The organism is Photobacterium kishitanii, from assembly GCF_000613045.3.
In the GTDB taxonomy this organism is placed as follows: domain Bacteria; phylum Pseudomonadota; class Gammaproteobacteria; order Enterobacterales; family Vibrionaceae; genus Photobacterium; species Photobacterium kishitanii.
Genome location: NZ_LN794352.1, coordinates 106,130 through 118,381 on the forward strand (window position 1 = coordinate 106,130; position 12,252 = coordinate 118,381).

Annotated in this window: 9 protein-coding genes; 4 read left to right on the top strand and 5 right to left on the bottom strand. The window is 38.3% G+C overall.

Annotated features, from left to right (window positions below; translation table 11 throughout):
- Positions 1–28 precede the first annotated feature (28 nt).
- Both PPBDW_RS00690 and PPBDW_RS00695 read left to right on the top strand, forming a co-directional pair.
- Positions 29–1,006, top strand: a complete 978-nt coding sequence (locus tag PPBDW_RS00690; RefSeq protein WP_036789159.1) for an ABC transporter permease — start codon at positions 29–31, stop codon at positions 1,004–1,006.
- A 3-nt stretch (positions 1,007–1,009) separates the two neighbouring features.
- On the top strand, positions 1,010–1,951 hold the full coding sequence (locus PPBDW_RS00695) for an ABC transporter permease (RefSeq protein ID WP_036789161.1): 942 nt from the start codon (positions 1,010–1,012) through the stop codon (positions 1,949–1,951).
- 65 nt (positions 1,952–2,016) lie between these two features.
- On the opposite strand, the gene PPBDW_RS00700 is transcribed toward PPBDW_RS00695, so the two are convergent.
- Positions 2,017–3,381: a YjiH family protein gene (locus PPBDW_RS00700; RefSeq protein ID WP_036789162.1), complete on the bottom strand. Its 1,365-nt coding sequence runs from the start codon at positions 3,379–3,381 to the stop codon at positions 2,017–2,019.
- Positions 3,382–3,932: 551 nt separating this feature from the next.
- Between PPBDW_RS00700 and PPBDW_RS00705 the strand changes: the two genes are divergently transcribed.
- Together PPBDW_RS00705 and PPBDW_RS00710 are read left to right on the top strand one after the other, a co-directional pair.
- Positions 3,933–4,325, top strand: coding sequence for a hypothetical protein (locus tag PPBDW_RS00705; protein ID WP_036789164.1), 393 nt, complete (start codon positions 3,933–3,935; stop codon positions 4,323–4,325).
- Positions 4,326–4,544: 219 nt separating this feature from the next.
- Positions 4,545–5,135 (top strand): hypothetical protein, encoded by a 591-nt coding sequence (locus PPBDW_RS00710; RefSeq protein ID WP_036789166.1) that lies wholly within the window; start codon positions 4,545–4,547, stop codon positions 5,133–5,135.
- Between the two features lie 45 nt (positions 5,136–5,180).
- Here the strand turns inward: PPBDW_RS00710 and PPBDW_RS00715 are convergent, their stop codons facing one another.
- The 4 genes from PPBDW_RS00715 to PPBDW_RS00730 form a co-directional block, all read right to left on the bottom strand.
- The gene (locus PPBDW_RS00715; protein ID WP_036789168.1) at positions 5,181–6,623 is read right to left on the bottom strand and encodes an EAL domain-containing protein; all 1,443 of its coding nucleotides are present in this window, start codon (positions 6,621–6,623) and stop codon (positions 5,181–5,183) included.
- A gap of 296 nt (positions 6,624–6,919) precedes the next feature.
- Positions 6,920–9,634 carry a TrlF family AAA-like ATPase gene (locus PPBDW_RS00720; RefSeq protein ID WP_036789169.1) on the bottom strand — a complete coding sequence of 905 codons (2,715 nt, stop codon included), beginning with the start codon at positions 9,632–9,634 and terminating at the stop codon, positions 6,920–6,922.
- 192 nt (positions 9,635–9,826) lie between these two features.
- Positions 9,827–10,294 (bottom strand): hypothetical protein, encoded by a 468-nt coding sequence (locus PPBDW_RS00725; protein WP_036789171.1) that lies wholly within the window; start codon positions 10,292–10,294, stop codon positions 9,827–9,829.
- Positions 10,291–12,228, bottom strand: a complete 1,938-nt coding sequence (locus tag PPBDW_RS00730; protein WP_341534634.1) for a hypothetical protein — start codon at positions 12,226–12,228, stop codon at positions 10,291–10,293. The genes PPBDW_RS00725 and PPBDW_RS00730 overlap by 4 nt, the downstream gene beginning before the upstream one ends.
- Positions 12,229–12,252: the final 24 nt, after the last annotated feature.

Below are 12,252 nucleotides of genomic sequence, written 5' to 3' on the forward strand. Positions count from 1 at the left end.
TTTCAGGATGAATTAAAAGGGGCAGGGAATGTTTTCGTTTCTGGTCAAACGCCTGTTTCAGGCACTGATAGTGATGTTTGTGATCAGTCTGGTGGCATTTGCCATTCAGGATAACCTTGGCGATCCGTTACGAGAACTCGTCGGGCAGTCGGTATCAGAAGCTGAACGTCAACAATTACGGGATGATTTGGGTCTCAATGATCCGTTTGTGACTAAATATAGTCGTTTTCTTAGCAATGCGATTCAGGGGGATTTAGGCACTTCATACACCTTTAAGCGCCCTGCTACTGAGGTTATTTTAGATAAGTTAGTCGCCACGTTAGAGTTAGTGTTTGGGGCGACAGTGATCATTATTTTGGTCTCAATTCCACTCGGGGTCTATTCTGCGATTCACCCTCGCAGTGTGTTTACTAAAGCAGTCATGGCATTTAGTAGTATTGGTATTTCTATTCCAGTGTTTTTAACCGCGATCATGTTGATGTATGTGTTCTCGATTGAGTTAGGTTGGTTACCCTCATTTGGACGGGGTGAGACTGCAAATTACTTGGGTTGGGAATCAGGCTTTTTTACCATTGATGGCCTCAAGCATTTAGTGCTGCCATGTGTCGCGTTAGCCTCAATTATGTTGCCATTATTCATTCGATTAGTGCGCTCTGAAATGTTGGAAGTCTTAAGCTCTGAGTACATCAAATTTGCCAAGGCAAAGGGATTACCAATGAATAAGGTCTATTACCAACACGCATTAAAAAACACCATGCTACCTGTATTAACTGTTGGTGGGGTACAGATCGGTACCATGATTGCCTACACCATTTTGACCGAAAGCGTGTTTCAGTGGCCAGGTACTGGACTATTATTTTTAGATGCTATTAATCGTGTCGATACTCCACTTATCACAGCATATGTGATTTTTGTCGGCCTGATTTTTGTGGTAACCAATACCATTGTTGACCTGCTTTATGGCTTGGTTAACCCAACAGTAGATTTGACGGGCAAGGGAGCATAAGTCATGGATAGTATTAGCACCGTTGCACCTAGTCGTTGGCAGCGTTTTAAAAATTCCGATATTGTTTATTATTTTCTGAAAGATAAAGTGGCAATGGTCTGTTTTGCTGTCTTTATTAGTTTTGCCACCGCGGCACTATTTGCGCCTTTTATCGCGCCAACCAATCCTTATGATTTATCGTCAATCGATATTATGGATTCTGAGTTACCGCCAGCGTGGATGGAAGATGGCGATCAAAGCTTTGTGTTAGGTACTGACGATCAAGGACGTGATATTTATTCCACTATCTTATATGGGATGCGGTTATCACTGACGATTGGTTTGTTAGCGGTAGCATTGCAATTAACCATAGGTGTCATTGTTGGCCTAACAGCAGGTTATTTTGGTGGCCGTATTGATAGCTTACTAATGCGAATTGCCGATGTGCAGTTATCGTTTTCAACCATGATGGTGGCGATCATTGTCTCGGCAATTTTCCGGACTGCGTTAGGGGCAGAAACCTATGCCCAATATGCGGTGATTATGTTGGTGGTGATCATTGGTTTTGCTGAGTGGCCGCAATATGCGCGAACGGTACGTGCTTCTGTGTTGGCAGAGAAAAAGAAAGAATATGTTGAAGCGGCTAAAGTGATGGGCTTTCGTGCGCCGCGGATCATGTTCCGTCATATTTTGCCAAACTGTTTATCACCGATTTTAGTTATCTCAACCGTACAGGTTGCCAATGCGATTATGTCGGAAGCTGCGTTATCATTCTTAGGCTTAGGTTTGCCGGTTGATCAACCTTCACTTGGTTCACTGATCAGTATTGGCTTTAACTATATTTTCTCGGGCTCATGGTGGATCACCGCCTTCCCAGGAATTGTATTAATTACCTTAGTATTGGTGATTAACTTGTTGGGTGATTGGTTGCGGGATGTATTTAACCCTAAGATTTACAAAGGTTAATGCCGTAAATGTAAGATAAAAAAAGGCGACCGTGTGGTCGCCTTTTTTATTTATATAATGATGCTTTAGAAAATCAAATGTGCCATTAACGCAATCACTGGTAAGGTCACCAGAGTACGTAGAATAAAGATCACAAATAACTCCCATGCCTTAACCGGTACTTTACTACCAATTAAGAGTGCGCCAATTTCAGACATGTAAATTAATTGGGTGACTGACATTGCTGCAATAATAAAGCGAGTCATATCACTTTGAATGGTTGATGCCAGAATAGACGGTAAGAACATATCTGCAAAACCGACCACGATAGTTTTAGATGCTGCTTCTGCTTCTGGAATATGCAGTAATTCAAGGAACGGAATAAATGGCATCCCGAGGTAATCAAAAATCGAGGTGTTTTCCGCGATCACCAATGCTATCGTACCAATTGCCATAACGACGGGCAGTACCCCAAAGACCATATCAACGGCATTTTTAATTCCATCAAGTGCAATTGCTGGTACGCTTTTTACTTCCGCTGCTTTTTTAAGTGCTTGCTCAAGCCCATAAGAAAAAACATTGTGTCCTTCAGGCACGGTTTCATCATGTGATGATTCAGTAGTGCCATTAATATAGACATTTTTCTTACGTGATAATGGTGGTAAACGCGGCACGATAATCGCAGCCACTAAACCGGCTAAACAAACCGTTAAGTAAAAAGGGGCAAACATATGCTCTAAATTTACTTGGGCAATAACCACTAAACTGAAGGTGATCGATACCGCAGAGAATGTGGTGCCGATAACTGCCGCTTCACGTTGGGTATACATGCCTGATTCATATTGTTTACTGGTCAGCAGGACTCCAACTGAACCATCACCTAGCCATGATGCAATACAGTTGACGGATGAACGACCAGGTAAACCAAAAATAGGGCGCATGATGCGGGTAAATAAAGTACCAAAAAATTCCAGTAAGCCAAAGTTGAGTAATAGCGGTAGCAGTAAGCCCGCAAAAATAAAGACTGAAAATAATACCGGCAGCAAATCATTTAATACTAAACCACCAGTGGCATCGTTACGAAACATCACTGGACCAAAATTAAAGTAGGTCATTACAGCAAAGATAGCGCCAAGTTGTTGGACGATAAACCACATTGGAGAAGGGTTTAATAAGCCATTAACGAAGCTGTTTCGAAGGATAAAACCGGGCTTAAATAGTTTGGTGATAATAGACATCACGGCAGTGAAGCTGATAACGCCAGTCACAATTGATGTTAGTGAATTTTCAAAATGGCTTTGAATGGTTTTTGCTAATACAGCGATGGGAATAGTGATATCACCATTAAAGTTAATCGGTGCCATAAATAAAAACACCCCGATTAACGATGGGATGATAAACATTAACCAATTATTGAGGTTTTTTGGTGGTGCTACTGCTTGTTGATGCATATCTGTCATAACCTACTGGTAGAAACGGCCGAATTAATGGGGGTATCCCCGAGGTCTTGGCGGAATAACTATTCACTACTATTCCATAAATAAGGAATCGAAGATTACATTTTTTATTGAATAGATGGAATAGTTTACAACTAAAAAAATGGTTACTTATGCGATTATTTGGGGTTTTTATTCTTGAGGCACTCAATAGCGATATGAACGACGAGATATCATTATAAATAAAAAGGTTATTTGCTGGGTGTCGAGGCTGTTATGTCGAATTATTGTTACCATACAGTAATAGTATTTATATTTTTAAGCTATTGTTGATTCTTGATGATCAGTTAAACTTCATCACATCAGAAAGCATTACTAAAGATGATGCTCAATTAAATAAATATTCTATTTAGGTTATGACAATAACGTTGATAGGAAACAGCATTTATTTGTGTAACACCCAAATCCAATAATAGATTCGATTACTGTTACGGTAGTTCGATCATCTGTACTCGATAAGATGAAAGCATCGACTTTGGTCTTAATATAAAAATAAGGATCTACCTATGACTACATTAACAACCAAGCCAGGTATCACACTGATTAAGTCAGGTACTTTTAAACTTAATGACTTAAGTAAGTTACTAGAAGTTGAAGGCTTAAAAAGTGATATGGCGGAGGTTGCCGTAACAACAAATAGCAACGCACTGACTATTGGTCACTTCACTATGTCACCAGGGGTTGAATTTGAATACTTCTATGATTCAGTTGAGTACAAAGTGATCACTAAAGGTAAAATTGTTGTTCGTGATGAAGCTGGTATTAAATACGTAGCTGAAGTGGGTGACGTTATTTTATTTAGTCCTGATGTTAAAGTTATCTTTGATGCAGAGAGTGATGGCGAAGCAATTTATACCGCTCATCGTTCAGCTGCGGCAGATTTTGCTCCTGCACAATAAAATATAAAATTTAGTTGTTATAAATTAAAGCCTTAACGTTTTGTTAGGGCTTTTTTTATAGTTTTAACCATTAGTATTGTTACTTGTTAGTAATAGTGTTTTAGTTTTTAACTATATTGTTAGTTATAAGGTAATGATTAATAATAGAACGCTAACATAAATGCTTGTTGATTTCGTGTAAACTGAAATGATTGAGCTTAAATAATGATGAGGTACACCATGGCAGCACATTCAAATCAGCAGTTTCATGTCGGTCAGATTATTGATGAACACCCGTTTATTGCTGGTGATGGCGCCGTTATTGAAATGTTCCGTAATGACATGAGTAATATTGTTTTTATCGGTTTAAATGGCATCACGGCAGAAGAGCAGCAAATGATGGCAGAAGCCACCGCAGAGTTTGGTTTAATGAAAACTGATAATGGCGGTTGTTTGGTGGTGTTTAAATTAGCTGAACTTGCATTTGATATTCAATTTAATGCTGCGGCGATTCCAGCAGAATATTTTCAACAACCAACCGAATCGACATTAGCGTTATCAATGATGGCATTAGATACTGCTAATAATGAACTTAAAGTGATCCGTGAGCTGTCGTTACCAGAAGCTGTTACTGAACAAGTAATTGCAGTGATGCAAGCTCAACGTGCTATTGCAGACCCAATGGCGGTTAATGCTGAAAATATGCATTTATTGAATACAGTTAGCACTGAAGAGCTATTATCTAAAATTACCTTAACACCAATTCAAACAGTGATAGCACCGAGCTGTAGTTGTGGCCATAACCATGAAGATGGTCATCATCATCATTAGAGAATGGTTTGAGCCTCTAAAGGCATCACTGACTGTGGTGCCTTTTTATTGATATAAGTGTGGTTCTGACTCACTCCTTGCAATAAATGTTTTAGCATCACAGGGAGTTGAGTAATAAAACCCTTGGCATAAATCAATATTAAAACTATTTACTTTTTTTACTTCTGACTCAGTTTCAATACCTTCAGCAACAATCGTTAGATTTAATGCGTTACCTAACGTGGCTAATGTTTCAAGCATATTACTTTTTGATACTGCAAATCTATCAGAGATAAAGCACCGATCTATTTTCATGATATCGAAGGGTAATTCTTGAATGGTCAATAAGTTAGAATATCCGGTACCAACATCATCAATTGATAATAAGATTGATTCTTGTTTTAATTGTTGCATCACTTTATTTATCTCATTTAAATAAATAAAGTTATTTTCACTTTCTGTTAATTCGATTATAAATTTATTTTTTATAGCTGGGTTTTTTCGAATGAAATGAATTATTTTATTCATGAATTTTTCATCAAGTAGCATTGTCACCGTAAAGTTGAAACTTAGCATGAAGTCTTTATTTACACTTGATTTTCTTATAGTGGCAAAAGCATCTTTTATTAATTTAAAAGTGACTATGTTTATATCCGGTGTTTTTTCGAGATCTGTTATAAATTCTGAGGGGGGGATAATTTTTCCATCGTAAATCCAACGACATAGCACCTCTGCGGCAATGAACTTTTGTTGTTTAGTCGAGTAAACTGATTGGAAGTAAGGAACAAACTCATGATTGTTTGCTGCTTTTTTTAACTTTCGATGTAATACTTTTTTACTCTCAAAAAAAGATGTTAAATTTAATTCTACAATTTTTAAAGATATTAATGATAGGCTGAAACTTAGAGCCATTATTAATAATAGTTTATTAAGCGTTAATCCACTGATAATAATCACATGTAGATGTTTAGCGTTGTGACTCAAGCTGTAATATAAATTACTTTTTGGTTTTTCATTTGAATCAATAATTTCAAAATTAGTTATGGCATTATGACTTAGCGTTTTCAATAATTCAGAATAAAAATCAATCAGGTAATAACCTGAGCCGAATTTAAATATATAATTTATTTTATTCTTATCATAGGGGTCGTTAAATAATTTAACCCTTATATTATCAGAGATTATGTTTCTTATATATTTAGGGACAGGTTTATTAATACCACTATTATTATAGTAGTACTTTCCATTATCGATATATGAAATATTCATTATCTCTGGATATTTTATTTCAATGTTTTCTAAAAAACGTTCATTGTTTTCTTTATTACTGCCATCAATGTTGCTTTCATGTTCAATATGTAACTGTGGTTTGTAAATAACATTGTCTAATAGTGATAAAATGTTACTTATTTGATTTTTTTCTATGTATCTAATAGTTATATTACTAATTAATAATGATAAAAAAATACTTAAAAATATAATTACACAAAAGGGAAATAGTTTTTTCATTATTATCTGTCATATGAAGATCTATATGGTTACTAAATCTAAGGCGGTTTATAAAGACGAAGTATTGTAACTGACTTACTTGAAAATTAAATATAAAAAGACCGCATTAGCGGCCTTTTTAATATCAAAGATAGTGTTGTAACTATCTCATGGTAGCAAAATACCGCCACACGTAGAATCTGGAAGTTATCTGTAAAGCCTTTAACGACAAGGTATCTGCGTGTTTTCCAGAAAAATGAGTTTTTACAGTCATTTTTTCTAAAAACTGTATTGTCAGTGTAGCACTTTCCAGAAAGTTAACTATTGTACTTCATTCGTTTATATCGCTTTTCTAACGCCTCTTTGCCGCCTTCCATGATTTCACATACTTCTTGTCTAACAGATAGTTCTTGTAATCCACCCGCTGCTAACAATGCAATATTTCCTTTGTCCTCTAGCACGATGACTAATTCACTATCTCCATTCACAACAATATTTGGGTTGTGGGTAATAATTAAAAATTGACGCTTGGGTTTTATGTCATGCAACTTAGTTATTACCAGCTTGGAGATTAGTGCGTTATCCAAGTCATCTTTAGGTTGATCAACGATGAGAGGCTCATCGCCATACGATAGTAAAAATGACAAGACTGTTGCCGCTTTTTGTCCTGCGGAACCTTGATTTAGAGGCTTGAATCGATGTCCATCGTAAAACTCTACAGATAAGTTATCCTCAGGGAACCAACTCCACAGCCGATCTAAGCTAGAGCTATCTAACTGCTCAATAACAGATGATAATCGTTTACCAATAGTGCAGTTAAGTATGTTTGTTTTTGATGTATGGTGGTTGAATACATCTAATTTGAATTGGTGTAAACGCTCGTAAGAAGATCCTACTTGCTGTTTTTCAGCTTCAGCCATTATTGATTTTAACGCATACAGGATGCCTTGTTGTTTATCCTCATCCATTAGATCACTGGCAAAAGCTCCGTCAACACGATTAATCAGTTCGCGAAAAGATAGCTCCAAGTGTTCAGAGTGCTGCAATTGACCAATTGTTATCTTGAGATCGCGATGTGGTGAGATGTATTGGTTAACAAATGCATCCCGTCGTTTGGTCAGCTCTTTTCTCCATTCAATAAGGTTATGATAAGAATTTTTGATTTGTTCTCTTATTATGATTAGTTGTTTATTGGCGGAATCTATTTCTTCTATCTTTCCATTTAGAGCAAAACGCTCTTTTACCAATAAATTGTATTCAGACGGTTCTTTTATTCCTTGTTGTTGCATAGAAGTGACTAGTTGAGAATATTGGTTGTAGGCACCAGTACATAGTTGTGAAAGGTTGGACTTTTCTACAGCATCGTTTAACAAGGTCAATTCAGATGTTATCAAGCTGAGTTCTTGAGTTGCGCTGCGTTTCCAATCTTCAATCTTCCGAGCTGTTTGTTGGAGAGAACGGGCTAAAATTGGATCATCTTTGACCTCATCACCAACACTTCCACTTATCTGGTCAGTAGATGTTTGAATGCTGTTTGTTATGGTATTAATCTCATTATCCATGAGTTTGAGAGCATTCGAGACGTGGTTTTTTTGATGGTATAAATTATTGTATCTTTGCAGTATTTGTGCGTGACCAGATGCTTCTATATGTGTGATTTTAGCATTAACGTCTGCTAGCTGACCTTTTATGGTATTCAGATTAGCAACTTTATTTATTATGCCTAGCTCAGATATACGAAGCTGAATGAATTGATTTTTTAACTCATCCCAATGTGTTTGCCATGCTTGTATGCTTACTTCTGGCGAGTTATCGATGATAGTTAGTAGCGTGTTTGGGTCTTTAGCCATATCAAATATTTGTTTCTGGCTAAATATGCTAACTGGGAATCGGGTTTGAATGTCACCCAACTCAGGAACCCATTGCTCATTGTCTTTTCGATGTATGGTGGCTTGTTGATGTGTTTGATCCCAAGAGATTCTGTAATCCATATTGTTTTTCGTAACAATACACTGGATCTGGCTATCGTTTAATAGAACACCATAATCATTTCTATTTTGGGCAACTCTGGAAAATCTTTCAAAATTACGCCTAATCTCATTTGATTCATTGAGCTGAAAAATATCCCCCGTTTTATTTAGTGCGATACGGATGAACTCCGCTAAAGTCGATTTACCACTACCACGAGAACCTATAATTGAGTTGAGCCAAGGATTGAATTTGATACTAAATGGCTTACCTCTGCCGCAGTATTTTGTATTACTCACTATCAGCTCTTTCAGATATGTTGAAGGTAGAGTATTAGGTGTGAAATTTTCGTCAGAGCGTCTAATACATGTATTCCCATCTAACAACGCGAGCTTAAGTCCATCTATAGTAGGGGACGACATTTTTACCCATGTGAACGCTCTGCCATTCTCATTCGGGGCATGAGAGTCTGAGCCAATTACTTGAGGCAAGGATAATTCGGTTGACCTGAAAATCGACATTAGTGGCTTCTCTGGGTATACGACTTCCACCGCGTCTGCCGCTTTGCATACACGCAATACAGACTTGCTCCCTAATTTACATACACCCGATCCTTCAAGCTCAATATGCGCAGGGATAGCTACGCCATTTAGGTTTTCCGTTATGGCTTTTACTACTTGCTCTGGGCTTTGGCTTCCATCTGTATCACTATCACCATAAGTTCCTGTATACCCAGCGACTCCTATCGCTGTAGAGACATGTTGAGCATCCACGGAAGGATCAAATATAGCAAGGACATGAACGTTGCCTTGTGTACTTAATTCAACACCGGGAAATAGGTGTATGGAATGGCCTTCTGTTCTTAGTTGTTGAGCTTCTTGTTGAAGAGCGCCTATCCATCCAGCAGTGTTATGATCGGTTACGGCTATACATTCGATTCCATGTTCAATGTGACCTAGCAACCAGTCTCTCGGAGAAATGTTTCGCTGTTTGTAGTCTAGTGATGCAGGGGAATGAGCGTGTAAGTCAAATTTCCACCATCTGGAGCCAACAATATTATTCATGGTTTTGTACGCGATTATGAAGAATGACTTCATTATGCTTGCGGAAATAACTTATTCAATTAAATTCACATGACAGGTATCAATGTCTGAGTAAATACATGTAAGCTGTTAGTGATTTCTATGGCTTCGAAATGGAGGTGGTGTCGAAACCATAGAAAAGTGACGTCCAGTCAAAGTGAGGATGCAAAAGGGTTAATCTATCGGTGTAATATAGGTGACCTTACTCCGCTTGAAATTAGCTAATTCTTCTCGTAATTTATCATTCTCAAACTCCAATTCTTCCTTGTCACTCAGAGCCTTTATGAGTTTATCATTCAGATGATGCTGAGCTGCTGAAAAGTCTGCTAGTTGCTGCTTAACAGCCTCATACCTATCTTTGTAGTTTTGCTTGATACGTTTTTGTTCATTGAGTTTGGTTCGTACCGACTGAATCTCAGGCTGAACATATTCACCTTTCGCTTCCGCAATATCGGCTTTGACCTGTTTCACTTTTTGAACGAAATCTGGGTAATAATAGCCGCTTCCGTTACCTAGATTAGCTTCTTCCTCCACAGCTCTTACGCTAAGTTTTCGCGTGGTGGGAATACGCTTAGGCTTACCTTGCGCCATACGCTCTAGTGCTGCTTCCAAGGCAATTAAGGTGTTTTCACTTTTACTCATAAATTCGCTACCTTTAGATCTGGTTCAAATGGGGTGAAGGGCATACCAAAGTCAGCCATTACATTTTCGGCTGCCCTGATCTGGGTAATGTAGTGGCTCTTGTCCGTTACTGAAATATCCTCCCCTAACGCCATGTAGCGAACCAAGTTCTTGTGCTTCTTTTGCCACCATAAGGCTTGGTCTTTATCAATGATGCTTCCTTGACCTGCACAATCAACACAGAATTGAGGCATTACCACACCATCCATGTCGCAATCATAGCCATTCTTGCAATAGCTATGTGCTGTACCGTGTAAGGTCAAAGTGCCTTTTTTGACGGCTTCGTAAATGGTTTCCCAAGAGCTATAAATATGCGGAATGTCACCACGCATTTTTACGATGGCTTTACCCATAGAGCCTGATAGTGGATCGTCAGAGTGCCATTGTTTAAAGATCTTGCTAGCTGTCATTTCGGCGTTAATTTCATCGAGTGCTTGTTGTACCTTTTTATCAACGGTTAAGTCTCGGAGGCTAGCTATCTGCCCACCATTGGTGTACCACTCAGTCATTGAAAGATAGAGATGCTTAAACTGTTGTTTTAGGGCTACTTTAGTCCCTAGTCGGTGTTTGATGGTGTAAAAAGCTAATGAACGCCGAAACTGGTGAGTTGCTAAAGGCCAAGGTTTTCCAATGACTACACGGTTTTTGATTCTGTCTAATGAGTTTGGGTTAGATTCTATGCATTCTTGATAATCTTCTTTAGTTACCACAAAGCAAAAATGCTTACAGAAACGCTCTAATCGCTTATTCCATTGGGTAATTAATGCGGGAGATCTAGACCGAGCACCTTGATTGCACCAAAGTGTATTTGAGTAGCGTTCGTCGGGGTATTTGACGCTCTTTCGCCATGCCTCAGAGAGGGTAGACATCAATTCTATTGCTTTCTCAACGATAGGTGCTGCAACCCACGTCTCGCGTTTTTCCCCCAATTTAAAGGTGCTGGATTGGAGCATGTGAAAGTCACGACCATGAAAATGATCTTTGTAATAACTATCTGGGGTGAGCTTTTCAAGCTCAGATTCTCGCATTCCAGAAAAGCCTCCGCATGCTATATAGCAAGCAGTGATTAGCTGTCCTAGGTATCGTTGAAAATCAACAGCATTGTTGATTGTGATACCAGCTATCTGATTCGAGAGTGGAACAACTATCTCTTTGGGGTGCAGACGTAGGTTGTCGTTAATTAGTAGTGCGTATTTATGCCGATCACTAACTTGCCTATTACCGTCGGTGCAACTAAATCTACAGCCACTACGAATCTTACTATCGACAAAGGCTTTGCCTTCTATGTAGTTGTGTTGTAACTCAGACTCTATATTCGCAATGAGATTCTGGCGAGGAAGTGCTGTTTCAATTAGATCAATGGCTTTCCCATAGATTTCATCACTCAAGCGTTCTGGTATTGCCAGAGTTTGTTGTGGGTATTTACTACTCATTTCTTTCGATAGATGAGAGGGTTCCAGTTTCTTTGAAAAACCAAAAGAAAACTGGAGCCAAGGCTCTAAGGTGATGGCATTGTTAATAGCAGTAAATATTTTTTCCAAGTTGCCTTGGCTGCGACTTCGCGCAATTAGAAAGTTTTTAAACTCTTCAAAATTTTTGTTCTTTGATAAATCGGCTAGTGATGTTGCTTTTATTTGCTTTAGGAATTGAAAGGTTACTTTAATAGTACAAACTTTGTGGCAAACGGTTGTGTACTTAGGGGCATTGCCTTTCACCACCTTATGGTGAAGCCAACCATAAGTCAGTAATTTGAGTTCAGTTTGTAACTTGGGGGTATCGCTCCAATCATCAAACTTAATGTTATATTTATCTTTGCTTCGAGCGTAGGGCTGTAGGTTCCATTGAACGTCTCCAAAACGAGCAGTGACTTTTCCATTTTTGTCTCGGCATACCACTAACTTATTGAGTGCATCCCAATC

Excerpts from the sequence above, each read along its gene's own strand:
- PPBDW_RS00690 (WP_036789159.1), top strand. The coding sequence starts at position 29 with ATGTTTTCGTTTCTGGTCAAACGCCTGTTTCAGGCACTGATAGTGATG.
- PPBDW_RS00695 (WP_036789161.1), top strand. The coding sequence starts at position 1,010 with ATGGATAGTATTAGCACCGTTGCACCTAGTCGTTGGCAGCGTTTTAAA.
- PPBDW_RS00700 (WP_036789162.1), bottom strand. The coding sequence starts at position 3,381 with ATGCATCAACAAGCAGTAGCACCACCAAAAAACCTCAATAATTGGTTA.
- PPBDW_RS00705 (WP_036789164.1), top strand. The coding sequence starts at position 3,933 with ATGACTACATTAACAACCAAGCCAGGTATCACACTGATTAAGTCAGGT.
- PPBDW_RS00710 (WP_036789166.1), top strand. The coding sequence starts at position 4,545 with ATGGCAGCACATTCAAATCAGCAGTTTCATGTCGGTCAGATTATTGAT.
- PPBDW_RS00715 (WP_036789168.1), bottom strand. The coding sequence starts at position 6,623 with ATGAAAAAACTATTTCCCTTTTGTGTAATTATATTTTTAAGTATTTTT.
- PPBDW_RS00720 (WP_036789169.1), bottom strand. The coding sequence starts at position 9,634 with ATGAATAATATTGTTGGCTCCAGATGGTGGAAATTTGACTTACACGCT.
- PPBDW_RS00725 (WP_036789171.1), bottom strand. The coding sequence starts at position 10,294 with ATGAGTAAAAGTGAAAACACCTTAATTGCCTTGGAAGCAGCACTAGAG.